Raw genomic sequence first — 24,608 nt, 5'->3', positions numbered from 1 at the left:
TCCCATTTGAGAAAAGTTGCCGCGATGTTGAGAAAAACGGGCCGTTTCGCCCCCGTTTCCCGCCACCGGCAACCCCGTTGCAACGCCCCTGCCGACCCGTTGCGGCCGCCGGTCCTCACCCCCACGGAATGACCCCCTCGCGGATCGGCAGCACGGTGCCCCCGTCCAGGATCTCGGCCAGCTCCAGCGGATAGTGCGGGGCGCTCGGCGCGGGCATCGTGCGGGCCAGGAATGGCCCCTTGGCGGCCGTGACCTCTCCCGGCGAGCCCTCCGTGATCAGCGTGTAGACGTGCCCCGTCCTGGGCGGTGTCGCCAGCAGGCTCACCACGATGTCAAAGGGCTCCCCGTCGTTGTAGGCCGCCGCGCCGTCCTCCGTCGCCGTGTAGACCCCTCCGGCCTCGTCTGGCAGGCCGCTGGCCCGCGCTGCCACCGTGATCGTGCCGTCGCTGATGCTGGCCACGCCATCGCTCGCCACCGTGATCGTCCAGGCCGCGTCCGTGTCACCCAGGTATTCGCTCCGGGAGGCGGCTGTGAACGTCTGCCCCGGCACCGTCCCGGCCATCGGGTTCACCGTCGCCTTCTGGAACAGCGTCGCGGCCACATACGCCTTCTCCACCCGCGCCACGAGACCGAACGGCTCGCCGCCGAAGTAGGTCGTTTCCCCGTAGGGCGTCGCCACCAGCGTGAACTCCCCGTCGTCCAGGAGCGTGCTCGGCGGAAAGGGCGGGCTGCCGCCTCCTGGGCACCCGAGCGCGAACTCCCAACCCGTGCCCTCATAGGGAGACAGCACCGTCACGGTCGCCTTGGTCGGCGTGGCGGCCGCCTTGTTGAAGCTCAGCGTTCCGGCACCCACCCCGTCGCACACCACGGTTTCCGGCGCACCACCGCCCACGGGCGTGTAGTCCCCATCATCCCCCCGCAGGCCTGTGTCGATCACATCCACCCCATCCCACGTCACCACGAATCGATCCGGCACGCTGAACGCATTGAAAACGAGTTCCACCGTCCCCGTGTCCGATCCCAACTCGACCTCGTAGACGCCGCCCCCATCGCCACCCGCCGTCGCCAGCGAGCCACACATGATCCGCCCGCCCAGCGGCACCGTCCCGGCGGCGGCCGTCGCCACCACGTCCACACCATCGTGCAGCTCCACGCTCCCGTCCTCCTCATCATACCGCAGCTCCCACGCCCCGTTGAGCTGACCCACGAACAACATCGGCGACACTGCCCGAAACATCCCGTGCGGCGCGCCCGTCGCATCCGGCGAGGTCAGCCTCACGTTGCGGCCGCTGCCGCCCAGGAACGTCCGCTGCTCGATGCCCGAGATCTCCGTCGCGTCATCCGCCACCCGCACCCGCGCCCCGCCTCGCTGGCTCTGCACGTAGCCATCGCCCGCCCACAGATCGCCGCCCTCGGTCGCCCGCACTTCGAATTGCTTGTAGTCCCTCATCGTCTCGTCACGTCGCTTGAATGTTGTCCGTCGATCTGGAGGCGCGGTAGCGGCCCGTCACGTCGCTCATCGCCACCCGCATCGGCGTCCCGCAGCGGATCGTCACCACGCCCGTGCGCAGGTTCACAGACTGCGATTGCACGATCGCACCGGCCGTCGCCATGTCCGGATCATCCGGGTGGATCACGTTGATCTTGCAGCCGATCCACCGCCGCCACGGCATCTTCGGCGTGAAACTGATCTGCCCCTCCCAGGGCACGAAGTTTTGCGCGTTGAAAAGGTTCTCCGCGAGCCCCGGCGGCTCCGTCCGGTATTGATATGCCGCCTTCTGATAGACCGTCGTCAGCGAGGTGTAGCCGAGGTTCGGAGCCGGGCCATTGATCGCGCTGTCGATCGTGTAGTCCACGTGGATGTAGTAGTTCGTGAGGATCGCCGTGCCTCCGGATGGGTAGCCCTTCAGCCACGTCACCCGCCCCGCGTTGTTCAGCGCCAGCAGCGTGTTCGGCACGCTGGCAAAGGGCTCTCCGTAGATCTGCAGGCGGAACACGCCCATCACCTGGATGGCCCCGTTCTTGATCGAATAATCGGTCAGCAGGAAATCCGGCAACGATGCTCCGTTCGTCACCCGGTGCCACGAGCTGGCCGCCACCGCCGCCCCGCTGCTCACCTGCTTGATCACCGCAGGCGCGATCTGCGTCGTGTTCGTGCTGCCCGTTCCTCCGGAGCTGGAGTAGAGGAAATCGAATCCCGAAATGGCCGTCGGCGTGATGTCGCCGTAGTTCGCGATCGCCTGCGCGATCGCCGTGTCCAGCACCTTCGCTTCCGCCCATCCCCCCACGATCGGGCTCGTCTGGATCGCCACGCTCGGCAGGTCATCCGGCGGGATGAAAGGCAGCAATTGCGGCGAGGACACGGCCACCACCTGCCCGCCTCCCGCGCCGCCCACCTGCCGCTTGATGAAGTTCACTTTTCCGTTCGCCCCGCGCTCCGCCACGGAGACGATCACCCCCGCCGGTTTCAGATCCGGGCGCGGCGTGAAGTCCGCGATCTCGTGGATCTCGTGCCGTCCCGGGATGAGCGTCACCTCCTCCATCAGCCCGCTCCTCCTCACCACGTTGAAGGTCGGCGGATTGTAAAAGTAGTCCAGATACACCGCATGGTCGGATAGAGGCTTGAGCACCTCCACCATCGCCGCCAGCCAGGAGCCTCCGGAGAAGCTGCGGTTGCCCACAATGAAGTCGGCCGGGATGTCCAGGATTCCCTGCTGCACCACCGCCTGCGAGCCCAGTAGTTGGACCACGCTGGAGCGGATCGATTGCTGCGGGAGGTCGATGCTGGGCTGCACCGTTTGCGAGCCGTTGTTGCCCACATACGCGCTGATCAGTGGCAGCTCGCCCAGGATCCACATCGCGTCCACCAGCTCCACCTTGAAGGTCGCGCCCTCGCCCTTCACCCAGCTCCACGGCCGGATCTTCGCGTAGCCCGTGAAGACCGCTTCGTCGTCCCGATAGATCACGATCCGCTGCCCCACGTCCGGAGGCCGCGTGCCACGCTGCTGCGTCCACGAGATCCGCCCGGCCTCCAGGCACTCCCAGGAGAGGTCCACATCCGCGGGCACGCCGCGCTCCGCGCCGGTTCGCTTGCGTTCATCCCACGCCAGGCCGTTCGATCCTTGGAAGGTCCACTTGGTCATTGGTTACGCTGGGCTTTGAGGTTTCGGTATTCGATTAGAAGCTGGTTATAAGCCCCCTGCATTTTAGCCAATTGGGAGTAGATCTCCCGATCTAGGGCCGCACGTGAGTTCATTACTTCGGTGAAGGCGTTGCGGAATTTTTGGATCTCGGTGGGATCGACGATGCCGTCCTTGAGTATTTCGGACATCGTCTGGATCGCTCCTTTAAGGAGATTGTCGCTCTCGATGCCTCGTGCGGCGTTGTCCGCATCGATCTGCTTGATCTTGTCCTGGAACGCCCGCGCCTGGTCGTTCAGCGAGGTCCCTAGGGCAATTGCAGCTTGTTGCTGGCCGTTCGAAAAATCGGACAGCAGCTTCTCATTCGAGATGGCCTGCTCCTTCAGTAGCTGCTCCAGGTTGGCCTGCGCCTCGTTGAGCTGGTTTTGAATTCCGTTCCTTTGATCGGTGGTCGAGTTGACGTCGCCCCGAGCCTTGCCGATGTCGGCCCTCATCCCGGCGCGATCGCTCTCGGCAATCGCGAAATCATCCCGCTCCTTTTGAGTCGGGTCCTTGCCCAGCCTCGAAGGATGCGTTTCGTTGAATTTCTCCAGCTTCAACTGGGCATCCACCAGCCGGATGCTGGCAGCATCCAATGCTCCCTGCCAAACTTGAAGAGTGCCGTTCAGTTCGTTGACCTTGGCTTGCGCGATAGCGGTCTCAGTCGCCCCGTCGGCCAGCGCGTTCTGATAGGCCCGTTGCCGCTTCTCGGCTTCCAGCGCCGCCACCTGCGTGGCCTTCTCCGCGTCGGTCCCCGCGCCCGCCCGGATCTGGGCGATCTTCGTGTCGGCGGCGTTGTCCGCGATTGCAACGTCCGCGTCCCGCCGCTGCTTGAGCAGTTGGATCTGGCGCTCGATGCTCTTCGAAAGATTCTCGTTGGCCGTCAGCTCCTGTTCCAGTTGCGTCTTGATCGTCCGCTCCTCGATCGCCTTCTTCCGGTCCTCCTCGGTCTTCTTCAGTTCCAGGTAGGCCGTGCGCGCATCCTTCGCATAGGCGATGGCCTTCACCATCTCCTCCTGCGCCTTCTTCGGCCCACCCGCGAGCGTCTCCATCAGCTCGCCGATCGGATCTTGCAGCGACGCCAGCAGCTTCAGCTCGGTCGCGTATTCCTTCGCCCAGGCCGGATCGATTTCCGCCTGCTTCTTGGCCAGCTCCGCCACCTCGCCCACCGCCTTCCTTGCCGCCAGCGCGATCGCGGCGTAGGGAGCGACGTTCGCGGCCACGTCGCCCATCGAGGTGCCACGCAGCAGGCCCTTCAGGCCCGTCGCATCGCTCGGATCGGCCTCGCTGCCACCACCGGCCGCGCCGCCCGCCACCGGCATCGTGGGGAGCTTGCCCATCTGGCCACGTGCCCGTAGCGCCTGGCGGTTCATCGCCTCCTGCACATCGGCCTCCCGCTCCTTCTCCGTCGTCGCCTTGCGCTCGGCGGCCGCCAGCCGCTCGGTCTCGATCGCGGCCTCCTTGCGCTTCAGCCCCAGCAGGATCTCCGCGTTCGCGGCCTTGCGCGCCGCGTCTTCCTTCTCGATCTCGGCGGCCGTCATCGGCGTCACGCCGGAGGCCATCGGGTTGTTCTCCGGCTTCGTGACGGCCTCCTGTTGGGCGAGGCGCGCTTCACGCCGCGCCCGGGCCTCGTCCTTGATCTTCTGCTGCTGCGCCACGTAGGCGGCCGCCGCCGCATTCGAGATGCGCGTGTCCTCCTCGTAGATCTTCCTCCGGATCTCCGCCTCGCGCTGTTCCGCGTCGGAGGTTTCCGCCACCGCCTGCTGCTTCTTCTCCTCGGCCTCGACGATCGCCGCGGCGGTGTCGGCCGCGCCCTGCTGCTCGCGCTTGTTGATCTCCTCGGCGGCCGCCTTCAGCCGCTTCGTGCGTTCCAGCGCCTGGCGCTTCCGCTCCTCTGCCTGGTCCACCACCGTGGCCGCGGATTCCTCCGCGTCCTTCTGCGTCACCACCACCTGCTCGATGTCCTTCACCACCTGCTTCACGCCGGTGGTTTGGAATCTCAGGTCAATCGTCGGATCGTTGGACATCGCTTCTCTCTTCTCTGATCACTGCTGACTCGGCACTCTTGGCCTCAGCCGATTCTTCGAAAGCGGGCGTAAGAACCCGTCAGCATCTTCACCGCGGAGCCGTTGACCTCGGTGTTCAGCACCACCTTGACGGGCGCGCCCGGCGATCCGGTCACGAGGAACGAGCCCCGGATGATCAAGGGCTGAGGCGTGTTCGCGGCCGGAATCGCGGTGCCATTGAAGGTCACCGTGAAGCCATTTCCCGTCGCGATCTGCGGAGCACTGGCGCTGGTGGAAGGGCCACGCACCTCCCAAACAAACTGCGTCACCGTCGGGCCGGTCATGCTGATCACCACGCCCGTCGTCGTCGCCGCGCTCTGGACCATCGCCCACACCTCGAACTCGTAGCGGCCGTTGGCCAGCGGCGTGAACTCCAGATCATCGATCGCCGTGGACAGGCCCGTGTTGCTCACCGTCACATCGGCCGTCTGTATTTTGTAGGTGTCCGGGAACACCATCCCGTCCGCATCCTGGAAGGTCACCACCCGCGTCTGCGTCGCCGCCGAGTCGAACTTGGTGAGGACCCCGCCCGCGTTGTAGAAGCCGATCTGCCCCGTCTTCAGCCACAGCGGCAGGTCGGAGCCATCGCCCAGGCTCACGCGGTATCCCGTTGCAAGGCTGTCGCCGGAGTTGTGCAGCAGCCACTTGAAGGTCTGCTCGTCGCTCGCCGGTTTCTTGGTGGAGAGGTCTTGTCCCATGGTCTCTTCGTTTGGAATTTAGTGCTTTGAATTTCGTGCTTCGCCCCGCGCCCTCACATGTCCTCCCACGTGCCCGGGATGTCCTCCCAGGCCATGTCGAGCCAGCGCCAGGTCATGCCCGGTGTGAAGGGAACTCCGCTCATCGGAATCATCTCCCCGGACACGGCCTTGTAGATCGTCGTCGTCTCGTTCGCCGCCGGGAAGCATTGGCGGGTGGGAGCGGCCAGCAAAACGGCGTCCTGGTAATCCACCACCGCGCCGTCCTGGTATTCGTAGCGCAGCACCTTGCGGTCGCTCAGATACGGCAGCGTCTGCGGGTGCACATGGCAGTAGAGCTGAGCGGCCAGCCGGGACGCATGCGTGCGCCGCCGCGTCCACGTGTGCGGTTCCACGATCTCCCCGTTCGCGTAGGGCACCGCGTTCTTGGCTCCCAGCGGGCCGAAGGGTGAGAACCCCTGCTCACCGCCGAACTGCATGTCGTCGATCAAGTGCTCGCCGAAATCCAGCAGCACCAGCGCCCGGCCATCCGGGTCCCAGGTGATACGGCAGTTGGTGACGTGTTCGGGCATGGCTTACTTCGGCAAGAGGAACCCGCTGCTCTGGAACACCGTTTTCATGGCCGCGGCGTGGAGCACCACGGCCGCCGGGGTGTTGTAATAATGCACCGCCGTGGGATCGCCGCCGGGATCGGTGTCGCGCGGGAAGGGCCGCGTGTCGATGACCCAGCCGAGCGCATCGGCCGCCGCCACGTTCCGGATCGCCTGGCGCACCTGCTCGATGTTGCCGGTGCGGGTTTCCGCGAAGGCCGGGGTGCCGCCGCCCGTCGCGAAGGTCCAGCTCGCCACCAGTTCCGGGTGCGCGGCGTTGGTGGCGCTGCCAGTCATGATCAGCGTGCCGCTGTTGCGAAGCTCCCAATTGCCGCTGGCGATCTGGAGCGTGTAGGTGCCTTTGGTGAACACATAGGCCACGTTGTAATCCGTCTCGCCCGCGGCGGCCTGGATGGCATAGGTGCCATTGGCCCCACTGGCTCCGCCGGTCAGACCGGAGATCGTCAGGTTGTTTCCCGAGGCGGTGCGGAACGGCGGATCGTAGTCCACCAGGTGATAGATGATCCTCACGTCGCTGCCATGGATCGCACGCAGCCGGGCGATCACCTGGGTGAGGTTCGCCTGGTAACGCAGCGCCTCGAACCGATATTCCGTATCGCTCTCACCTTGGTTCCAGGACAGCACCTTGGTGGTGCGCCCCAGCGCCAGCGCGTTGGTCGGCAGGATCGCCGCGAAGGCATTGGAGGCCGTCACCATCCGGAAGCCGTTGGTCGGGCTGTTGTAGGCCGCGTCACTGTCCGTCTGCCGGTCCGCCTGGAGATTTCCGGTGTTCGTCGCAGACGCGATCAGATAGTGGGAGATCGCCTCCCCTCCGAAGTTGGCGTTGATGTTGGAAACCGAGACATTCTTGAGATCGGCCACCCCGCCCGGCGCGCCAAAGTCCGCGGCCGTCAACTCCGCCGTCTCGTTGCTTTGGCCGAATCCACCGTGGCACACGTAGTCCACCAGATCGCGCAGGTAGGTGGTCGCCATCACCGGCCAGATCTGCGCCAGCGGCAGCGCCGCGATCTGCGCCTTGGTCCCGTAGAGCAGCACCGCCGCGTAGAGAACGCCCGTGTGGCCGTTGGTCACGGCCGGAGCCGTGAAGCGGATGTTGTTCGCGTAGGCCGCGAAGGACTCCTGCGTGTAGAGCGTGGCAAGGTTGGTGTCGGCGATGGAGTTGCGCACCGCGTGCACCACGTTCTCGCCCACGGACCGGTAAGACAGCAGCAGCGTGGGGCTGCTCACCGGGCTGCACCCGGTCCAGCGGCTGCTGCCGCCATCCCCCGCATTCGTGTTCGCACAGTAGCCGAAGGCATTGGCACCGGCCCCTTGCAGGGACCAGGGCGCGTAGTTCCGGCTCGCTCCGCCATAGCCCGCCACCGGAGCGGAGAGGTTGATCACGGACAACGATTGGCCGCCCGTGGCGATCACCGTCGTCAGCGCCGCGTTGCCGTAAATGTAGCTCCCGGGCGCTTCGCTCGCGGGAAAGGGATCGTCCACCCGCACGATGGAGCCGAAGGCCGGATTGTTCCCGCCGGAGAAGGGCGCGTAGCTCGCCCCGAGATACTGCGTCTGGTTCGCGCCCACTCCCAGCGCCAGCGTCGTGCCGTCCGCGCCGAAGCTGCCGCCCGTGATGGTCCAGCGCGTGCTGTTGCGGTTGCCCGCGTAGGTCGATCCGGAGTAACCGGCTGGACCCGCCGGGTAGCCCGCACCGAATCCACTGCGTGCGGCGTAGAAGGCGAGGTTGTTCCAGAAGCCCACCGCCTTGGCGCAGCGGAACCACTCATCGAGCTGCACCTTCTTGGAGCGGACCGTGATCGGGTCCGCCGTCGCCGCCGAGGCGAAGGTGACCAGGTCGGCATCGTAAACCGCGCACACGCCGGTCCACGCCACCACCGAGTCGCCGATCCCGTTGGAGGCAGTCACGCGGCATTTCAGTTCGCCGGACATACTGGGCACCGTCAGGGGGTTGGCTGTTGCCCCCAGCAGAAGCACGTCATTCACAAACCACTGGTAGGTGAACGTCGGCAGATTCCGCCACGTCCCGGTATCCGCCGTCACGCTGCCACCGATCGTCGCCGTCGCAGCCACGCTCGCGTCCGTGACTTGTTCCGGCGGCCTGATCGGATGATTCCCCACCACGCTGCCAGGCGCGGTCGGAGATCCCGGCGCGTGGTCACCCGCCACGTTTCCCGGCGCGTCCGGAGATCCGGCGCTGTGGTCCACCACCACCGATCCAGGAGCGGTCGGAGAAGCTGGCGTGTGATCGCCGGTGATGTTGCCCGGGGCATCGGGCGTGCCGGGCGTGAACGGAGGAAAGACGGAACCAGGAGCGGAGGGCATGGGATCGGATGCGTTGGAAGTTGGAAGGAGGGATGAAGTCAGGAGCCTTCGCCACCGCCGCCGCCTGGCAGCGTGATGGCGTTGGAGATCGCGATGAAGGAGCCGTGGGCATTGGTCGCGGTTTCGCGCAGATACCAGATGCCGTCATGCGCGGAGCTGTCGATGGTCGCGCCGCTCACGCTCTGGTGGGAACCGAGCACATCGGGCGTTCGCCACTCGTAGGAGATCGAGGTCGGCGCGTTGAACCAACCGGCGCTCACGGCCGTCAGCGTTCCACCCATCGTCCCGCTGTAGGTCGGCACACCCACAGGAGATGGCGGCCCGCCGATGCCGGGGGTGTAGTCCGGCACCACCTGGTCGGGCGCATCCGGAGATCCCCCACCGACTGCACCCACCACGCTCCCGGGCGCGGTCGGCGCGCCGGGAGTGTGGACGGGCACGATCGTGCCGGGTGCGGTCGGTGGGGTTCCGGTCAACGCCATGGCCGTGGTCGCGTGGGCTTAGCCGAGGTCCGGGAACACGACGCTTTCCGCATCGAGCTCGTCGATCTTGTGGGCGATCAGCGCGCCCTTCACCGACTTCTGGCCGATCTTGATGTCGGCCTGCAGGCGGAGCTGCACGCGCCAGATGAAGCGGAATCGGTCGGCACCCTTGCCGCCCTTGCGGCCCTGCACGTAGAGCCAGCCGGTGATCTGGCGATCGTCCAGCGTGCCCGGCGATTGCGCGGTGCCCAGGACGATCCTGCTCGGCAGGCCCATCTGCAGCCGCCAGGACAGCTCGTGCATCTCGTCGGCCGTGAACGCGAACATGTCGGCGTTGGTCCACTTGCGCGGCACCTTGATCTGCTTGCCGCTCGGCATGACCCTGTAAAAGGGATCGTCGGTTCCCTCGTTGGAGAATCCGCTCTCCTGGATGTTACCCAGCGAGGGCCAGTTGGAGATCGGGGTGAAGTCGGGGATGACGGTCTCGCCGACAACCAGGCTGTCGACTTCGGTGCCGTCCTCCACGAAGAACACGAGCGCGCCGATCAGATCGGCTTCGAGCATGAAGGTGGGAGTCATGGGATGGGGTATCGGGGTTGGAGGTTCGGATCAGGCGAGGCCCACGTAGGCGAGCGCGCCGGGTTGGTTCGCGTTCACCGCGTCGGCTTCCGCCTGGGTGAGCTTCAGTTGGGTGCCGGGGAAGCACAGCGCCTTGCCGCGCTTCAGCTTGTGCCCGGGCTGCACTTCGAAGATCAGCAGCACTTCGGTTTCGTTCTTTGGTTCTTTGGCCATGGTGGTTTCGGGGTTGTTGGAAATCGGTTGTCAGAGGAATGCGGGGATCGAGATCTCGCCGGAGTAGAGGAGGAACCGTTTGTCGGGCACCTGGTCGCCGCCCTTCATCTCCACCTCGCCGTTCACGTGGTCCTCCTCCGGCCGCCACTTCCACAGCCGGATGATCACGCTATCCATCACGTCGTCGGCGTAGAGCGCGCCGTCGGCCTTGGCCTCCTCGCCACTCTCCAGCACCAGCGGGCGGCTCCACACCGTCAGCTCGTAGTGCTTCGTGATGCGGGGGCGTTTCTGCGCCGCGTCCAGCGGGCTCCAGCCGGTGTAGGTCATCGAGATCACCACGCCCTTGGTCCGGCCGATGATCTCCGCCACCTTGTCCACCGGCAGCGCCTGGCGGGCGTAGACGAAGTCCACGCCGGTGATGTCCACCGGCGTCGGCAGCTCGCGGTGCTCCTCGTCCACCAGCGGAGCCGTGGCGAGGCGTGCTTGGATCAGGGCGGCGTGTGTGCGGGCTTTTCCCATGTCAGGCGGCTTCTCGGAGTTCGGAGATGTAGTTGAGGATCACGCGGCGGCTCAGCGCCCGGTAGATCTGGTCGGAGGGCAGCAGCGAGCGGTCTTGCTTTTGCTCGACCTTCCGGGCCAGCCAGAAGGCCACCGTCCAGCCATCGGTGAACATCAGCGCCGGATAGCGGCCGCCCACGATCGTGAAGGTCAGATCGCCCGGGGCGAACTCACCGGCCCGTCGACCGTAGGTGCGGGCATCCGCCGGGATCGTGAGGAACTGGCGGCCGCTGCCGGGCAGGATGACGACGTCATGGAACGCACGGCCCAGGCCGGAGGACCGCGGGATGCGCAGGATCGCGAACTGCTCGTCGGAAGCCGCTTCCAGTCGACCGGCCGTGCGCTCGTGGTGCAGCGTCGGTGCAGCGCCCAGCCCCTCGGCCGTGGCGTGGCGGTTCAGCCCGCGCAGGTAACGCTGCGTGAACTGCATCGCCTCCACCGCGAGGCGGGCGTTGACGTTCTCCATCGTGGTCAGCCCGTCGCGCAGGGCTTCCACCGTGCCGAGCGAGGCCTTGAAACGGATCTGCACGTTCATTGCCCGTCCCTCCCGTTTCTGCCTTTGCGATAGGCGGCTTGCGATTCCGCGAGGCTTTCTTCCAGCAGGTCGCTGTAGTCGTAGCGCCCCGGCTTTTCCGTCACCGGCTTCGACATCGTCTCCACCTCGAACTTCCGGCGCAGATCCGGAGACACATCCTGCATCGTCAGCCGTGGCGCCGGGAGCGGCATCGCGCCCGCGATCACACGCGGCCGCTTCGGGCTGGCCAGCCATTCGTCGACCGTCTCGCCCTCCGGGCCGCGGATGTCGAAGCGCACGCACTCCGCGTGGCTGCGCTCTTCCCAGCCCACACCGGAGCCAAACGCCAGCGGTGGCGTGTCCACGTCCAGGGCGTCATTGAAGTTCTCCGAGGAGCCGAGTTCGCCCCAGCGCGGATCGCCTTTGAAAAGGATCATGCGGCCGCCGTCCACCAGCACGCCGCCCACGATCGTGAAGCGCGCCTTCCAATCGCGGGGCGCGGCCCGTGGCGAGATCCGCACCAGCTCGAACGCGGGAAACTCCGCGAGCCTCACCGGCTCCATGCCGCGCCGCTGAAGGCCCGCGTTGGTCATCAGGTCGACCTGCGTCGTGAGAGTCAGGTTCATCCGACGGAACGAGGACAGATCTTGGAGCGAGCCACGGATCGCGGGCGGCACCTGGCCGACTCCCTCGCCGGGGAATCCACCCTCGGGCGTGTAGCCCAGGGCGCGCAGGCATTCGATCAACGTCGCCCGCGCATCCGCCATGCCGATGTCGCCGCTCGCCAGCAGGTCCACCACGCGCTTCAGCTCGTTCACGTAGATCGTGCTCGTGCCCCGCGCCGTGAACACCGCACGCGCCCGCACCGCCGCGGAAAGCTGGCGCAGGCCAGCCGTGTCCAGGTGCGTCGGCAGCGCCTTGCGGGCGTTCGCCGCACGGAACGCATCGAAGACAGGATCTGTAGAAGTCGAGGGCAAGATCGTGGATTATTTCCAATGGTTAAGTCCGGACACGCCGCTACGATGGCGCGCATGACCTGCGGTGAATTCGCCTGTAAAGTAGTGGATTGGATTTGGGCCTCCGTGGAGGCGATCGCCACGGTTGTGGCCGCGATCTGGGCCTACCGGGCCTTCAAGGCTCAGTCGCGGCAACTGGATTTGCAGCGGCTGGACCGCCAGAACGAGGGGCTGGCAAAATCGCCGCGCTTCCGTGCGACCGGGCTCGTGCAGAGCCCCGACCTCAGGGGAGTCCCCGTCGGCAACGTTGTCGGATGCCCGGAAAAGACGCCGGGCCATCCCACCTTGGACGCTCTGCCCCATCTCGGCCATCATTTGATCATCTGTAACCTCCGCAAAGACATCGAGGTGTCTCAGCTCGAAATCCGGATCGACGGCGACGCTCAGTTTCGCGGCATGCAGAACCGGGATCTGCTCTTCACGGTCGATCCCATGGATACCCCGAACAGTGATTATCAGTTTTTCGTGATCCGCTACCCTTGGGGGTTGGGAACCACCGGCGAGACGGTTCGCTTGCGTGTTCAATTCGTCACCGCGACCGGCTTCGAGCAGAGCCACATTTACGAAACGCGCATCCGGGAGCGGCACTTCCACCGCGTCAACCCGCCGTTCATGGCTGAGGCAGACGAAGAGGAAGAAGACCGTCAGTGGTGGAAGTGAAAGCATGTTAGATCGGCTTGTTGAAGGTCCAGTCGCGCCGGTTGAGCACGCCCGTGATTTCCTCCATCTCGGTGATGGTCGGCTGGCGCTCGCGGTCCGGATCGAGGTTGCCCGTGCCGCGCTCCACCACCGTGAGGGTGATCTGCACGGCCTTGTCGGTATCGAGCTGCGCCCAAATGGTGACGTTCTTCGGCATGGCTTCTCTTCGTTTAGGAATTTGGATTTAGGATTTAGTGCTTAGGGCTTCGCCCGTCAGATCCCGTTCTGCATGTCGCGGCTGAACCGCTTGCGCCGGGCGATGATTCGCGGGCTCGGGCTCGGCGGCGGCGCGGGCGCTTCCGGGTTTTCGTCCGGGCGTTCGATCGAGGCCCGGCCCGCACGGACGTCTTTCAGGAACGCCACCGCGTCCTTCCATTCGTTGGTGCGCGGCTCGCTCACGGCCTCGTCGATCATCGACAGCAGCCGGTAGCGGATCAGGCAGATCGCCGCGTCCTCGCACTCGTCCGCGATCGTGGTCGGGTCCGGATCGAGGCGGTTCTCATGCCAGGAGCGGATCGCGTTGCGCACCCGTTTCGTGACCGCGGCTAGGATGCTCGGCAGCGGATCGACGCCGCCTGTCACCGCCACATGCGTGCGATAGGTGGTGCGCTCGGTGTCGCTCAGCGCGCCGACCAGCGCGTCGGTTGTCAGGGTGATCCACATGATGATTGGAAATTGAGGGTTCTTGTCTCGATGACAGGCTCCGCTTTCACGGAGCCTGCGGATCGAAAGAAGATCCGGAACAGGGGTGGAGGGATCAGTTCAACGCAACCGTGAGGCGCTCGGCCGCCTCCTCGTTCGTGACCTGGACGTCTTCCGACCAGTCGTATTTGGCGACCTCGCCACGGCCGTCTTCCTTCTGATAGGTGCCTGGCACCATGAACTGTCCGCGCAGGCGGAACGTCTTCATGAAGGACGGGTCGAAGCGCGTCGGGTTGGCCATGCGGGCGAACACCAGGATGTCGCCGTCCAGCGTGAACTGGATGTCCTCGGCCAGGCCTTCGGGCGCGTCGTCGTAGCACATCAGGCTCAGGCGGACATCCGGGGTGGCCATCAGGAGCTGGCTGAACTGTTCGATCGTCGGCACGGCGAACTGGCCCTTGCCGCCCGCCACGAAGCGGGACTTCACGGACGGATGGTTCTTCGCAACGCGGTAGGCACCGGCACCGAAGATGACGCCCACGCCCATCAGACCGCCGTATTTCGCGGCCTTGATCACGGCCGTGATCTTCTTGTCGATCTGGTCGATGATGTCGTCACCGGCGGTGATCGCCAGCGCGGTGCCATTGCCCATCGCGGCCAGGGCCGCGTCGATCACCTTCTTTTCATGCGCCAGGGCGGCGGCCGCCGCCACCAGGTCGGCACCTTCCTGCATGACGTTCATCAGATCCGCAGTCTCGATCTTCTCCAGGTTGTCCACCGGGAAATCGAGGGCATGCGGTTCGCAGTTGAACGTCTTGTCCTTGGCGGAGAAGCCGATCTGGGTGGCGCTTCCGCCCAGGGCGCGCGCGGTATTGGGAATCCGGAAGCGGTTCTTCTGGGTATACTCCTTGTAACGGCCGGTGAGCGTGGCCACCGGCACGGTCGGAGCGAGGAAATCGGCCACCGCGGAGGTGGCGGATTGGGCGGCCCCCTGGGAGTATTCCTTGAGGATCGGATCGGAACTGACTTCAGCGAGTTTGCTCATGTTTTTGGATGAGGTGTGGGTTCAGGGTTCGGGTTGGAGCGATCAGGCCATGATGCCCTTCGCGACGAGCGCGGCGCGGATCTCGCGCACCGTGGTCACCAGCGCATCGGCCTGCGCGGAGGTGGTGAAGCCATAGGGCGTCGCCGCGTTGCTGGATCCGGTGGCCGCCGGAGTCGCGCCGCTGAACGCGGTGGGAGCGGAGCCAGTGTCCAGGTAGTGAGGATGCGGTCGGAACAGCACGAGCTGCTCGTCCTCCCAGTCCTCCTCGGCGATACCGAGGACGAACAGGCGTCCCGTCTGCGCGGCCAGCTTGGTGGCCTTGCCCAGGTCGCCGCCGGTGGCCAGCACCAGGATGTCGCCTTTGCTTCCGGTGCCGTTGGCGCGCACGCGGACGTTCTCCAGCGGCGTGAGCGGCAACACCGTGCCGGAGGTTGCCCCGCCTTCCAGGATGATCCAGAGGGTGAGGTCGGAAGCGGCGGACGGAAGGGCGAAGCCGTCGCTGGTCAGTTTGGCAAGCAGGCCTTCCTTGCCGGTCAGGTCCGCGGCGAATTCGCCGGGGATATGCCCGGCCTGGGTGTTGCTCTGCGTCGAGAAGATCGCTTTGTTCGAGTTCATGGGATCGGAACTATCGGGTTGAGGTTGGGTGTGGGTGGGGTTGGATCAGGACAGTTCGCCAGCGGCGCGGTTGAAGGCCGCGTTCCACGGGATGCGTTCGGTGCGCTGGATCTCGGCGGCACGGTTGCGGATCGCGGCCGCCTTCTTCTTCCCGGCGGCCTGCTGTTGCTCCGTGCCGCCATCGCTCACCGCGTCCGGGGCTTTCGCCTTCTCGCGGTTGTGGATCGGAGCGACCGGCTTCTTTTCGACTTCCTTCACTTCCTGCTTCGGGAAGGTGGTTTCCATCAGCTCCTCGGTGGCCTTGCGGTTCAGGATGAGATGCGCTTTCCAGCCAGCGCGTGCGGCTTCGGGGACGCGATCACCGAAACGATTCATGATCGTCTCAGCGGCGTTCTCCTTGTTCTCGGTTTCGGCGGTCGCCTGGTCGCTTTTCAGCTTGGCGATCGCGGAAAGGATGGCGGCCTCGTCGGCATCGGCGGGCAGCCCCAGTGCGGTGGCGATGTTCTTCATCGTCGGTTGTGTTGTGGTTTCGGTTTTCTGCCCGCCCTTGGCACCAGCCTCGGCACGGTTCGAAATCGGTTTGATCCGGCCCCGGTTGTTGGGGCGGTTCGTGAAGGCGAGTCCCGCCAAACGCAGCGGCCTCACCTTGCCGCCGCCGAGGTCTTCGAGATCCCCGGCGTCGTATTCGGTGGAGAAGAACTTGAATCGACGGTTCCTCACGGCGGGCTCGCCGATGTCGGTCAGGTCGAGCTTCGCGCACAGGATGCCGTTGCGGACCTGCACATCCTGCGCCCAGGCCATCGCCGCCGTGCTCTTGTCCATGTCGTGGGACAGATGGTCATGGTCCACGAGCAGACCGGCCCATGTGGCACCGGCGGCCGCCTTGTCGGATTGGAAGCGGTTGACGATCGACTTGAAGGCGATGTCATCGAGCACCTGCTCACGCGGGTTCTCGTCTTCATCGACTCCCGCCGGATAGGTGCCGGGGGCTTCGATCTCAAACCAGCCGTCGGCCGGGACTTCGCCTTTGCGGTTGTGGATGGGGTGGCTCATTCGGAATCGGATTTGGGTTGGATCAGGGCGGCTGCCAGCTCCTCGCCCAGAGCGGCCTCCAGTTCGGGGGATTGCAGGAAGTCGGGCATGTCCGCCGAGATCTTCTTCAGCGCCGCCCGCATCGCCGCCTCGTCACCGGCCGCGAGGGCACCTGCCAGGGCTTCGCCGAGCGGCTGCAAGTCCGCGGAAAGGGCGTTGCAAAGCTTTTGCATCGAGGCTGTCCGGCCCATGGCATCGGCCTCCTTGTCGCCGCGCACCGCCCGGATGAAGTCTTGGAAGGTGTCGCCGTTCTCGGCGGAGTAGTGCCGGTTCATCAGCGCCTGGCCGGTGCTCTCCATCTGGAGCAGCAGGCCGATGACCGCCATGATCGGCGCGTCGATCCGGAACACATCCATCGGCACGTTCGGTCCGTCTTCCAGGGCGGACTTGTACTGGTGATGCCCGTCGACGACGTGGTTGTCGGACGAAATCAGGATGGCGCGTTGCGCGCCCTGGTGGGCCTTCGCGGCCGCCACCTTCGCGGGCGAATACTCGGCCTGCGTCGGCTTGAGGTCCGCGGGCTTCACCGACTCCTTGGTGTAGTCGATGCCACGGGCGCGAAGGAAGTTTACCATCGCCGCCCGGTTGCCGCTCTGGATCTGCGGCATGATCTCCCGCGGGATGCCCAGGGTGCCGGTCTCACGGCCGAACTTCTTCCATCCTTCCTCGGAGGGCTGGCGATTGAAGATGTTCCCCACGATCCGGAGCATGTCCTCGGGATGGCGCTTGAAGTCGTTGCGGCTGGTCCGGCCCGCCAGGCCCATCAGTCGGTTGAGCAGTTTCCCCTCGGGAGTCTGCACGGACGGGGCGAGCACCATCTTGTATCCGGTCTTCTCTTCGATGTAGGCCGGGTCGACGGTGAAGCCGCTTCTGTTGAGAAGGCACGCATCCTTCACCACCTGGCTGCTGTCCTGTTCTTCGTTGGCCGCCAGCTCGAAGCGCGCCCAGGCTTCCTCGCCCGGTGTTTCCGCTTCGATCACCTCGGCGTCGATGGCGGCTCGCAGGATCTCGGAGATCTCCGCGGCCTCGGCCCGGGCGATCGCGGCGAAGGTATCGGCATGCGCATTGCCCGCGAGGGTGCCGCTGCCGCTCTGCGCCAGCATCGTGAGCATCCCGCCGGTGCCACGCAGCACCACCTGTTCATCCTGGTAGGCGAGATGTTCTTTAAACGGATTGTTGCCACGCGCTCCGTTGTCGACGGTTTCGACCTTCGACCCGCCGGGCAACACGCCACGGCCGTCGCTGGTGATCTGGTCGGCCGCTTCGAGATACTCGTCCTCCTTGTCGGACGGAACGTTCTCCGGCATCACGATGAAGACGGCCGGGATGCCGAACTGTTCGATAAAGCCGTCCCAGTCTTTTTGAGACAGGCCCTTCCGGACGTAGGCGATGAGCGCCACGCGGTTGATCGGCCGGGCCACCTCGCGGGAAATGAATCGCGGCTCCGGAACCTCTTCGCCGGCATTGGTGCCGAACGTCGCGCTGCGGTTGTATTTCCAGGCACCGTAAAGCCCCTGGCGCACCCAGAACCATTGGTCCACGGGAGCGAGCGCGATGATCTCGCCATCGCCGTTGGTCACCTTCTCCAGCCGGGAGAAGCCACGGAAGCTCGCCATCGCGAGATGCTCGAAGGCGGCGCTGAGATTCTTGATCCGCTTGTAGGTCGCCTCCAGCGCGGCCTTCTGGCGCTTGGCCACGCCGGTCTTCCCCGCCGGAACGTCGACCCGCATCACGATGTTCCAATCCAGCTCCTGGATGGCGGACGTCCGGCGCTCGATCAGAGCGCCCAGGGTGGCGTCCTGCATCTCGATGTAGCGGTAGGTCCACATCAGGTCCGCGAACGCCCCGCGCTCGCCTTCCTCCAGCAGGCACACGGCCCGCTGGATGGTGAGGCTCCGCAGCGGATTGTAGGTGTCCCGCCACGAGTTCGCCGCCGCCACGTGGAATCGGTAGCTGACAGACATCACCGCCCGGTTCACGATGCCGCGCATCCGGCCGAAGAACCCGCCGGAACGGGTCGGAAGGGTGGTTTCCCGGCTCATCGGCGGACCTCCTTCCCCGGAAGGGTCGCGGACCCCGTTGCAAAACGGCGCAAACCCGTTGCAAAACGGTTAGGAACGGAAAGCCGGATGATCTTGGCTCCCAAATCTAACCCCCCCTTAAAATCGATTCTGGCGCGTTTCTCGCTCATACCCCTTTGAGGCTCCTTTCCTTGTTCCGGGTCCGCTTGCCGCCCGGGCGTGGTTTGATCGGGGCGCGCTTGCCCACGGCCGCCTTCACCACCTGCTCCGCGAGGCCGGAATAGGCGTCTGCCAGGGTCAGGTGGTTCTCGCACTTGTCGACATAGTCGCCCTTCTCACCGTTCTTCTCCTCGCGGGCCGATCCGGTGATCAGATGGCGGTCCAGCGTCTGCAGGATGGCCGGGCTTCCCGGCGGCTGCACCGGCAGGCGCATCACCGGTTCCTGGAACACCTCGCCCTTGTGCTGGCGATAGACGTTCTCCTCCGGCGTCAGGAATTCATTCACCACGCGGTCGATCGTGTCGAAGCGGTTGCACTTGATGACCGGATAGTAGCGCGTGATGCCGTCGGCCTGCTCCTGCCCGATCTCCTGGACGATGCCGCCGCCCTGGGGCCGCGTGAACTCGACCACCGCGCACTTGAGCCCCTTCCATTCGCTGTTCTTGCCGTCCCACACCAGGCCGCCGGGGAACTCGATCCGCGAGTTCTCCGGATCGGAAACCTTCGGCCACTTGATGCCTTCCAGGCCGTTGAGCTTGTAGCAGAGCTGGCGCGCTTCGTTCACCGCCGGGCGGGCGTCGACGAACAACGCCGTCAGACCGATCTTGTGGAAGAGCGTTTCGGCCCGCCGCACGACGTCGGCAATCGGGATCTCCTCGGCGTGGACGATGCGCTTCTCCACCTCGCTGGCGACCTCGCGGGCCACGAACCAGCAGCGGTTGCCCGTGTCCAGTCCGCCGTAACCGGTGGTACCAGGGCGCAGCGCCAGCGCGAAGTTGAACGGTTCTCCCGCCCCGCGGCTGCGGATCAGGATCTCCGGGGACAGCGCCTGCGTGGCGTTCTTCGGCAAGGCCAGCACCTCGCAGCAGAACACGATCATGCTGTCCGGATCGATGACCGCCGCCTGCCAGCGGCTCACGATCTGGTTGAGATCGATCGCGTCGATCGCGAGCTGCGGAATCGTGAAGGACACATTCCGCATCTCGATGCGATCCGGCACCAGGTGCTTCTCGATCGGCTTGCGGCGGTCCACCACCGCTCCCGTCTCCGGATCGGCGAGGTAGAACACCTGGCCGGGCTTGTAGGGCCAGCGTTCCTTCTTCTCGTTCTCGAACTGGCCGGTGTGGGTCAGCTTCGGATCGCTCGGCTTCGGCACGCCATCCACCGCCAGGCGGCAGCATTGCGGCCACGAGGTTTCCAGGCGGATCTGTTTGCCGCCGCCCACATCGAAAACGGAAATGCCCTGGCTGCCGTCCTCCCACTCCTTGTTCTGCCCGGCACCGTGCATGCGCTGGGTGCCGATCGAGATGCGGAAGCGCAGCTTGCCCGCCGCCATGCGGCCCACGAGATACTTCGAGTTCTTCGGCGGGATGTCGTCCTTCTCATCCTCGGCGGCCAGCTCCATCGAGAAGGTCGTGGGGATCTTGTTCATCCCCATGATCATCCCCACGGCGTTGCGTTTGCCATCATTCACGGAGAATGCGCCCTTACGGTTGAGCGCCCGGCCACGGTTGTCCTTGGCCTTGCCCACCGTCATCAGCGGGCCGAGGAAATCGATCTGTTGGATGACGTCCGGCCGCAGCTTCGAATCGACCACGCCTTCCACCAGGTTCTCGTCCGGCAGGTAGAGGCCCACGTTCTGGAACCGGATCGCCGTCATGTAGGCCATCAGGTTCAGTTCCAGGATCGTCTTGCCGAACTGCGCGCCGCCGCACAGAGCCAGCACGGAATCCTCCAGCGGCACGCCCGTGTGGGAGCCGAGCACCAGGTCGATGTATTCGATGACCGGAATCAGCGCCTCGCGCCCTTCCAGGGAATACGGCACGTAACGGCCATCGGGCGTCCGCGCCCTGGCGTGCTTTTCGAGGAACTCCCGGAAGCTGCCGATCTTAGGCACCTCCTTGGTGCCGTCCTTCGCCAGCCGTTCGTCGAGGCGATTGATCAGGCTCATTGCGCCAGCACCTCCTTGAGCTGCTTCCAGATCTTCATTGCCGCGTCGTTGCCCTGGATCTCGCCCAGCAAGGCATCGAGTCCGGCTTCCAACTTGGTCTTCGTCGCCAGCTCCAGCTTCTGCCGCTCCAGGGAGTGCTTCTCCTTGGCCAGCCGCAGCTTCGCCAGGGCGACGTAGCCCTTGATGTCCAGGTTCTCGGTGGCCTCGGACGTGAAGACGATCTGCGCCACACGGTCCAGCTCCTCCGGCGTGATGCTCGGATCGTTCGCCAGCTCGGCCTTCGCTTGGTTCGCCCGGCGCTTCGCCTCGGCAATGCGCCGCCTGAATGCCAGCCAGCGATAGAAGTCCGACAAGGTGGACAACGCCACGGTGAAGCCGTAGCGCAATGGAATTTCCACCAGGATGGCATCGAGCTTCAGCTTCTTGCCGCCTTTCTCCGGATGGCGGAAGCGCCACAGCACCTCGTGCTCCTCGTCGGAGAGGTTCTGCAGTTTCGCGTCCGGGCGCGGATCTTGATCTGGGTCCAGCATTCACCCGGTCAGTTGAATTTGGCCAACAGTCCTTCGCCCCGCTCCGTGATCGCCCATTGCACGATCGTTTCATCGATCTCGCAGGGCACCTTCACGATGCGCTTGGTCTCCTCCAGCCACTGGATGTGCTCGGTCCACTCGTCGTCTTCGATGGGCGGGCGGGTCAGGCCGTTCACGTGGGAACGCAGCGACTCGTCCACCAGGGCATACCCATCCGCCCGCTTGAGCGCGGTGAGGATGCTTTTGCGGATCTGGGATGTGCGTTGCGGGTTCATTGCTTGCGCGATGGGGTCTTGATGCCGAAGTGCAGGAAGATGAGATCGAGGCGGCCGTGCCAATCGCGGGCGACGTCATCGATCTTGTCGTTGAAGGCGGCGGTGATGTTCTTCTCCCGCTCGTGGCCGGAGGTGATGATCTCCTTGAATTGGGCGGCCTGCTCCGTGCGGAGCTTCTCCACGGCCGTCTCGATCAGATCGACGCGGGCGGCCAGCGCCTGGTGCTGGTCCCAGGATGGATGCGGCGGGTTGTTCGCCTGCACCGAGACCGTGGGGAACGGGGCCTGCACCGTGACGTTGCGATGGCGCTCACGCTCCTTCGTCGTGGCGTGACGGTGCACGCCGACCAGGGCGGGAACGATCAGGGCGAGCCCTGCGAACAGCGCGCCGATCATCTTGAGCACCCACTCGCCGGAGAGCTGGGAATCCGGAGCGGCCGCCGCTTCGGCGAGGATCATCGCCAACATCACTGCGCACCTCCCTTCAACCACCGCCTGCGGATCTCGTGGATCACGTCCGCCCACAGGTCGCCAGGCGTGCCGGTGAGCACCGCCTTGCGTTCCAGGTAGGCGTCCAGCTCACGCAGCGAGCTGGACGTGACTCCCATCACGAACTCGCGGCGGCTCGTGGCGTCGCAGGCCTGCCGGAACATCAGCTCGCCGTTGCAGATCACCGGAGCACCGGCGGCAACAACCGGGGCCGCGAACTTGATCGGCGGTCCCGGGCGCGCTCCCTGGCAATCCGCGCAACCGCAGCCTCTGGCATGCACGAGTTCGGCGAATGGATCGATCACAGCACGGACCCTTTCTCTTGGAAGAGTTCGCGGTAGTGGTCGTTGGGCGAGGCGGGCAACGACGCGGGCTGGTAGTGCGGGAAATCCTTGATCGACGTCCAGTCACCGCCCCAGGCGAGGCCGCATTCATCCGCCAAGGCTGTCGCGATCTCGCGATGGATCTTGTCGGCGAGGCCCGGCTCGTGCTCGTCCAGATAGCTGCCGCCACGGAACACCCCGAAGTCGACGGCGACGGCGAAGTTGTGCCAGGAGGAACCCGGCTTGGCCTTGGTGACGATCTGACCCGGCGTGGTGCGACCCTGGTTGTAGAGCGCCTGTTGCTCGGCCATCGTGCGGGTGCCCTGCACCGCGACGTAGGAGAGCCCGCGATCGGCAAGCCGGGCATTGGCCTGGCGATAGAAGTCGCGGAAGTTCGGCACGATCTTCGGATCGAGCTTCGCGAAGACTCCGGCCGTGCGGCTGTCGATGTCGCCGGAGGGCGGGATCGGTGCGGGCGTGGCGACCGCCGGAGCGGGCAGCGCGGCCAGGATGGCGGCGGCCGTGGCCGGGCCGTAGGTGCCATCCACCGTCACGCCGAGGCGCGCCTGGATCTGGCGGGTGAGTTGTGGGAGATCACTCATCGTCTTTGGAAGGGTTGATGCCGTGGGTTCGATCGAGGGCGCGCAGCAGCATGCGGAACAGCAGGCCGACGATTCCGGCCATCATCAGCACGCCGATCAGCGTGCCGAAAAACGGGTGGTGGAAATCGATCGCGGCGGTCTGCATGCGCTGGCTGGGGGCAGGGACATTCCTGTCCCGTGGTTGGAAAGTTGTGCGGCGGGGCGTCCTCGATCCGGCTCGCGGATCTCTGCCCTCACGCGGTGCGCATCGGCACCGCTCGCCGCAAAGGGGTCACTTCGTGGCGTTCACCACGGCGGCTTCCGCTTCCGCCTTCGGAAGCACGCGGATCGGCATCGGCTGCACCTTCGCCGCCTTCGGTGGCTTCGGGGCCTTGGCACCCGTCAGCCCCTGGATGAGCTGCCCGGCCAGCGAGGCGAAACCCGTGTCCAGGGCCTTCGTCTCGGTCACGACCTTGTAGCCCTTCGCGTCGGTCCGCGTGATGGAAGTGGTGCTGCACGACGTCAGCGACACCGCCAGGAGCGCGAACGCCGTGCAGGTCACCAGCATCAGCGCGGCGCTCCCCCCGGAGCCCGCGCCTTTGCCGATGAAGAAGGAAAGCCACGGCCACTTGCCCACGGCCTTCACCAGGACGGAGCCGATGTAACCGGCGATCACCAGCGTGGCCGGATCGATCGCGTTGTTGAGGCTCGTGCCGACCATGTCGATCAGCGCGCCTTGGGAGATGAACTTGTGTTTCAGGAACAGGACGAGACCGGCGAACAACGCGGTCAGGATGTGCCGGACGTGGGATTGGAGTCGGTCGTTCATGGGGTGGGTGGTTTCTTGCGAGGAGCCCACCTTGCCGGACCCCGCGGCGGTTGATTCGCCACCCGCCTCCACCTACCTCCACTTGCCGCTACTCGGTCCGGAGGCACCCCCGAAAACCGCCTCCGGAGGCTCTAACCGATCTGCCTGAACTGGCTCTGCTTGTGGTGCCAGACGGACAGGAGATCGACCCGCCAATGCGAGTTCTCCCGGTCCGGCCGCCGCTTGTAGCCGCGGATCGCGCCGGACTTGATCAGGATGTAGATCGTTTCCCGGTCGCAATCGTCGAGCAGCTCGCACGCCTTCGCCACGCTGCCCCAGCGCGGCAACTTCGCCCCCGTGCGCGGGGATACCACGTGCTTCTCCTCTGCCCAGGAAAACAGGGGCAGGGCGTCCAGCTCGTGATTCCCGTCGGGCCTCATGCCCCGACTATAGCACAGCCGGATTTTTTACTTTTGGGCGGCTTGCTTTGCCCTGATCTCCGCGCACTCGCGTTGCAATCGGACAGCCTCGTTCAGCTCGAAACGGGCCTTATCCCCCAGAGCCAAGGAAACCTTCGTTGCCCCTGCCGGGTCACGTTTGAAATCCAAGGCCTGTTCATGAGACTCAGCGTCAAACTTGTCGGCTTTGCCAAGGTGATCGTCTTGTTCCAGCATGAGATGGAGCTGTAGATTGTCGGACTTCTCAGCATCCCGATCCAGGTTGGCGCGCTTCTGGTCTAGCAGCTTCCAGGCGATGTCCGAGTCGAGCTCCAGCTCCTTGGTTTTCCTGTCCTGCTCTTCTGGCATCGGGCCCAATCTTAGAGCCCTGCTTTTTTCCTGTCGGATTTCCATACGTTGCTGGACAGCCTTGACCCGCTTCCCAAGCAATTCGTTCACCTCAACTAGCAACGCCGCGCCGTCAAGATTGCGTATTTCCCGGCGAATCTCAGGGTTCTTTAAAACCGAGTCCGGCTGAGCGCTGGAGGTCAGCGGCTTGACGTCATCGCTTTTGTCGCAGCTCACCAGCAGCAGCGCGGTCACCGTCAATACGCCCAATTGAAAAGGGAGAGAATCCTTCATGG

29 protein-coding genes are annotated in these 24,608 nt (G+C 65.3%); 1 reads left to right on the top strand and 28 read right to left on the bottom strand.

All coding sequences use genetic code 11. From position 1 onward, the window contains the following. Positions 1-115: 115 nt before the first annotated feature. From llg_RS21990 to llg_RS21935, 12 genes are read right to left on the bottom strand one after another with little or no spacing between them, the layout of a single operon-like run. Entirely contained in the window at positions 116-1,450 is a 1,335-nt protein-coding gene (locus llg_RS21990; RefSeq protein ID WP_338287223.1) for a hypothetical protein, read from the bottom strand. Positions 1,451-1,457: 7 nt separating this feature from the next. Continuing rightward, on the bottom strand, positions 1,458-3,143 hold the full coding sequence (locus llg_RS21985; protein WP_338287222.1) for a hypothetical protein: 1,686 nt from the start codon (positions 3,141-3,143) through the stop codon (positions 1,458-1,460). After that, the gene (locus llg_RS21980) at positions 3,140-5,206 is read right to left on the bottom strand and encodes a hypothetical protein (protein WP_338287221.1); all 2,067 of its coding nucleotides are present in this window, start codon (positions 5,204-5,206) and stop codon (positions 3,140-3,142) included. Before llg_RS21980 ends, llg_RS21985 begins: the two co-directional genes overlap by 4 nt. A 44-nt stretch (positions 5,207-5,250) precedes the next feature. After that, entirely contained in the window at positions 5,251-5,943 is a 693-nt protein-coding gene (locus llg_RS21975; protein WP_338287219.1) for a hypothetical protein, read from the bottom strand. Between the two features lie 53 nt (positions 5,944-5,996). Continuing rightward, positions 5,997-6,512 (bottom strand): hypothetical protein, encoded by a 516-nt coding sequence (locus llg_RS21970; protein WP_338287218.1) that lies wholly within the window; start codon positions 6,510-6,512, stop codon positions 5,997-5,999. Between the two features lie 3 nt (positions 6,513-6,515). Further along, entirely contained in the window at positions 6,516-8,876 is a 2,361-nt protein-coding gene (locus tag llg_RS21965; RefSeq protein WP_338287217.1) for a hypothetical protein, read from the bottom strand. Positions 8,877-8,914: 38 nt separating this feature from the next. Beyond that, positions 8,915-9,358 (bottom strand): hypothetical protein, encoded by a 444-nt coding sequence (locus llg_RS21960; protein ID WP_338287216.1) that lies wholly within the window; start codon positions 9,356-9,358, stop codon positions 8,915-8,917. Between the two features lie 18 nt (positions 9,359-9,376). Further along, positions 9,377-9,937: a hypothetical protein gene (locus llg_RS21955; protein ID WP_338287215.1), complete on the bottom strand. Its 561-nt coding sequence runs from the start codon at positions 9,935-9,937 to the stop codon at positions 9,377-9,379. Between the two features lie 30 nt (positions 9,938-9,967). Beyond that, a complete protein-coding gene (locus llg_RS21950; protein WP_338287214.1) occupies positions 9,968-10,150 on the bottom strand; it encodes a hypothetical protein in 183 nt (60 codons plus the stop codon). Positions 10,151-10,180: 30 nt separating this feature from the next. Further along, positions 10,181-10,669: a hypothetical protein gene (locus llg_RS21945; RefSeq protein WP_338287213.1), complete on the bottom strand. Its 489-nt coding sequence runs from the start codon at positions 10,667-10,669 to the stop codon at positions 10,181-10,183. A gap of 1 nt (position 10,670) precedes the next feature. Then, the gene (locus tag llg_RS21940; RefSeq protein ID WP_338287212.1) at positions 10,671-11,243 is read right to left on the bottom strand and encodes a hypothetical protein; all 573 of its coding nucleotides are present in this window, start codon (positions 11,241-11,243) and stop codon (positions 10,671-10,673) included. Continuing rightward, positions 11,240-12,199 (bottom strand): hypothetical protein, encoded by a 960-nt coding sequence (locus tag llg_RS21935; RefSeq protein ID WP_338287211.1) that lies wholly within the window; start codon positions 12,197-12,199, stop codon positions 11,240-11,242. The genes llg_RS21940 and llg_RS21935 overlap by 4 nt, the downstream gene beginning before the upstream one ends. A 45-nt stretch (positions 12,200-12,244) precedes the next feature. Here llg_RS21935 and llg_RS21930 point away from each other — a divergent pair, with 45 nt between their 5' ends. Then, a complete protein-coding gene (locus llg_RS21930) occupies positions 12,245-12,898 on the top strand; it encodes a hypothetical protein (protein WP_338287210.1) in 654 nt (217 codons plus the stop codon). Between the two features lie 7 nt (positions 12,899-12,905). Here the strand turns inward: llg_RS21930 and llg_RS21925 are convergent, their stop codons facing one another. From llg_RS21925 to llg_RS21850, 16 genes are all read right to left on the bottom strand, one after another. Next, positions 12,906-13,094, bottom strand: a complete 189-nt coding sequence (locus llg_RS21925; protein WP_338287209.1) for a hypothetical protein — start codon at positions 13,092-13,094, stop codon at positions 12,906-12,908. A 56-nt stretch (positions 13,095-13,150) separates the two neighbouring features. Further along, entirely contained in the window at positions 13,151-13,600 is a 450-nt protein-coding gene (locus llg_RS21920) for a phage protein Gp36 family protein (protein ID WP_338287208.1), read from the bottom strand. A gap of 94 nt (positions 13,601-13,694) precedes the next feature. Beyond that, the gene (locus tag llg_RS21915) at positions 13,695-14,624 is read right to left on the bottom strand and encodes a hypothetical protein (RefSeq protein WP_338287207.1); all 930 of its coding nucleotides are present in this window, start codon (positions 14,622-14,624) and stop codon (positions 13,695-13,697) included. 42 nt (positions 14,625-14,666) lie between these two features. Beyond that, positions 14,667-15,239 (bottom strand): hypothetical protein, encoded by a 573-nt coding sequence (locus tag llg_RS21910; RefSeq protein WP_338287206.1) that lies wholly within the window; start codon positions 15,237-15,239, stop codon positions 14,667-14,669. A gap of 45 nt (positions 15,240-15,284) precedes the next feature. Then, the gene (locus tag llg_RS21905; protein ID WP_338287205.1) at positions 15,285-16,292 is read right to left on the bottom strand and encodes a phage protease; all 1,008 of its coding nucleotides are present in this window, start codon (positions 16,290-16,292) and stop codon (positions 15,285-15,287) included. After that, positions 16,289-18,373: a DUF935 family protein gene (locus llg_RS21900; RefSeq protein ID WP_338287204.1), complete on the bottom strand. Its 2,085-nt coding sequence runs from the start codon at positions 18,371-18,373 to the stop codon at positions 16,289-16,291. The genes llg_RS21905 and llg_RS21900 overlap by 4 nt, the downstream gene beginning before the upstream one ends. Before the next feature lie 145 nt (positions 18,374-18,518). Then, entirely contained in the window at positions 18,519-20,522 is a 2,004-nt protein-coding gene (locus tag llg_RS21895; RefSeq protein WP_338287203.1) for a hypothetical protein, read from the bottom strand. Beyond that, entirely contained in the window at positions 20,519-21,052 is a 534-nt protein-coding gene (locus llg_RS21890) for a hypothetical protein (RefSeq protein WP_338287202.1), read from the bottom strand. The genes llg_RS21895 and llg_RS21890 overlap by 4 nt, the downstream gene beginning before the upstream one ends. Positions 21,053-21,060: 8 nt before the next feature. After that, a complete protein-coding gene (locus llg_RS21885; RefSeq protein WP_338287201.1) occupies positions 21,061-21,327 on the bottom strand; it encodes a hypothetical protein in 267 nt (88 codons plus the stop codon). Beyond that, on the bottom strand, positions 21,324-21,785 hold the full coding sequence (locus llg_RS21880) for a hypothetical protein (protein ID WP_338287200.1): 462 nt from the start codon (positions 21,783-21,785) through the stop codon (positions 21,324-21,326). Before llg_RS21880 ends, llg_RS21885 begins: the two co-directional genes overlap by 4 nt. Positions 21,786-21,793: 8 nt before the next feature. Beyond that, entirely contained in the window at positions 21,794-22,120 is a 327-nt protein-coding gene (locus tag llg_RS21875; protein WP_338287199.1) for a hypothetical protein, read from the bottom strand. Continuing rightward, complete coding sequence (locus llg_RS21870) at positions 22,117-22,740, bottom strand: M15 family metallopeptidase (protein WP_338287198.1); 624 nt, start codon at positions 22,738-22,740, stop codon at positions 22,117-22,119. Before llg_RS21870 ends, llg_RS21875 begins: the two co-directional genes overlap by 4 nt. Then, a complete protein-coding gene (locus llg_RS21865; RefSeq protein WP_338287197.1) occupies positions 22,733-22,885 on the bottom strand; it encodes a hypothetical protein in 153 nt (50 codons plus the stop codon). Before llg_RS21865 ends, llg_RS21870 begins: the two co-directional genes overlap by 8 nt. A 126-nt stretch (positions 22,886-23,011) precedes the next feature. Continuing rightward, a complete protein-coding gene (locus tag llg_RS21860; protein ID WP_338287196.1) occupies positions 23,012-23,548 on the bottom strand; it encodes a hypothetical protein in 537 nt (178 codons plus the stop codon). A 131-nt stretch (positions 23,549-23,679) separates the two neighbouring features. Next, positions 23,680-23,967 carry a hypothetical protein gene (locus llg_RS21855; RefSeq protein WP_338287195.1) on the bottom strand — a complete coding sequence of 96 codons (288 nt, stop codon included), beginning with the start codon at positions 23,965-23,967 and terminating at the stop codon, positions 23,680-23,682. Positions 23,968-23,994: 27 nt separating this feature from the next. Continuing rightward, positions 23,995-24,606, bottom strand: a complete 612-nt coding sequence (locus llg_RS21850; RefSeq protein WP_338287194.1) for a hypothetical protein — start codon at positions 24,604-24,606, stop codon at positions 23,995-23,997. Between the last annotated feature and the right edge of the window lie 2 nt (positions 24,607-24,608).

The sequence above is a fragment of the Luteolibacter sp. LG18 genome, assembly GCF_036322585.1.
Taxonomy (GTDB): Bacteria; Verrucomicrobiota; Verrucomicrobiia; order Verrucomicrobiales; family Akkermansiaceae; genus Luteolibacter.
This window is presented reverse-complemented; position numbering and strand designations above follow the sequence as displayed.

Excerpts from the sequence above, each read along its gene's own strand:
- llg_RS21990 (WP_338287223.1), bottom strand. The coding sequence starts at position 1,450 with ATGAGGGACTACAAGCAATTCGAAGTGCGGGCGACCGAGGGCGGCGAT.
- llg_RS21985 (WP_338287222.1), bottom strand. The coding sequence starts at position 3,143 with ATGACCAAGTGGACCTTCCAAGGATCGAACGGCCTGGCGTGGGATGAA.
- llg_RS21980 (WP_338287221.1), bottom strand. The coding sequence starts at position 5,206 with ATGTCCAACGATCCGACGATTGACCTGAGATTCCAAACCACCGGCGTG.
- llg_RS21975 (WP_338287219.1), bottom strand. The coding sequence starts at position 5,943 with ATGGGACAAGACCTCTCCACCAAGAAACCGGCGAGCGACGAGCAGACC.
- llg_RS21970 (WP_338287218.1), bottom strand. The coding sequence starts at position 6,512 with ATGCCCGAACACGTCACCAACTGCCGTATCACCTGGGACCCGGATGGC.
- llg_RS21965 (WP_338287217.1), bottom strand. The coding sequence starts at position 8,876 with ATGCCCTCCGCTCCTGGTTCCGTCTTTCCTCCGTTCACGCCCGGCACG.
- llg_RS21960 (WP_338287216.1), bottom strand. The coding sequence starts at position 9,358 with ATGGCGTTGACCGGAACCCCACCGACCGCACCCGGCACGATCGTGCCC.
- llg_RS21955 (WP_338287215.1), bottom strand. The coding sequence starts at position 9,937 with ATGACTCCCACCTTCATGCTCGAAGCCGATCTGATCGGCGCGCTCGTG.
- llg_RS21950 (WP_338287214.1), bottom strand. The coding sequence starts at position 10,150 with ATGGCCAAAGAACCAAAGAACGAAACCGAAGTGCTGCTGATCTTCGAA.
- llg_RS21945 (WP_338287213.1), bottom strand. The coding sequence starts at position 10,669 with ATGGGAAAAGCCCGCACACACGCCGCCCTGATCCAAGCACGCCTCGCC.
- llg_RS21940 (WP_338287212.1), bottom strand. The coding sequence starts at position 11,243 with ATGAACGTGCAGATCCGTTTCAAGGCCTCGCTCGGCACGGTGGAAGCC.
- llg_RS21930 (WP_338287210.1), top strand. The coding sequence starts at position 12,245 with ATGGCGCGCATGACCTGCGGTGAATTCGCCTGTAAAGTAGTGGATTGG.
- llg_RS21925 (WP_338287209.1), bottom strand. The coding sequence starts at position 13,094 with ATGCCGAAGAACGTCACCATTTGGGCGCAGCTCGATACCGACAAGGCC.
- llg_RS21920 (WP_338287208.1), bottom strand. The coding sequence starts at position 13,600 with ATGTGGATCACCCTGACAACCGACGCGCTGGTCGGCGCGCTGAGCGAC.
- llg_RS21915 (WP_338287207.1), bottom strand. The coding sequence starts at position 14,624 with ATGAGCAAACTCGCTGAAGTCAGTTCCGATCCGATCCTCAAGGAATAC.
- llg_RS21910 (WP_338287206.1), bottom strand. The coding sequence starts at position 15,239 with ATGAACTCGAACAAAGCGATCTTCTCGACGCAGAGCAACACCCAGGCC.
- llg_RS21905 (WP_338287205.1), bottom strand. The coding sequence starts at position 16,292 with ATGAGCCACCCCATCCACAACCGCAAAGGCGAAGTCCCGGCCGACGGC.
- llg_RS21900 (WP_338287204.1), bottom strand. The coding sequence starts at position 18,373 with ATGAGCCGGGAAACCACCCTTCCGACCCGTTCCGGCGGGTTCTTCGGC.
- llg_RS21895 (WP_338287203.1), bottom strand. The coding sequence starts at position 20,522 with ATGAGCCTGATCAATCGCCTCGACGAACGGCTGGCGAAGGACGGCACC.
- llg_RS21890 (WP_338287202.1), bottom strand. The coding sequence starts at position 21,052 with ATGCTGGACCCAGATCAAGATCCGCGCCCGGACGCGAAACTGCAGAAC.
- llg_RS21885 (WP_338287201.1), bottom strand. The coding sequence starts at position 21,327 with ATGAACCCGCAACGCACATCCCAGATCCGCAAAAGCATCCTCACCGCG.
- llg_RS21880 (WP_338287200.1), bottom strand. The coding sequence starts at position 21,785 with ATGATCCTCGCCGAAGCGGCGGCCGCTCCGGATTCCCAGCTCTCCGGC.
- llg_RS21870 (WP_338287198.1), bottom strand. The coding sequence starts at position 22,740 with ATGAGTGATCTCCCACAACTCACCCGCCAGATCCAGGCGCGCCTCGGC.
- llg_RS21865 (WP_338287197.1), bottom strand. The coding sequence starts at position 22,885 with ATGCAGACCGCCGCGATCGATTTCCACCACCCGTTTTTCGGCACGCTG.
- llg_RS21860 (WP_338287196.1), bottom strand. The coding sequence starts at position 23,548 with ATGAACGACCGACTCCAATCCCACGTCCGGCACATCCTGACCGCGTTG.
- llg_RS21855 (WP_338287195.1), bottom strand. The coding sequence starts at position 23,967 with ATGAGGCCCGACGGGAATCACGAGCTGGACGCCCTGCCCCTGTTTTCC.
- llg_RS21850 (WP_338287194.1), bottom strand. The coding sequence starts at position 24,606 with ATGAAGGATTCTCTCCCTTTTCAATTGGGCGTATTGACGGTGACCGCG.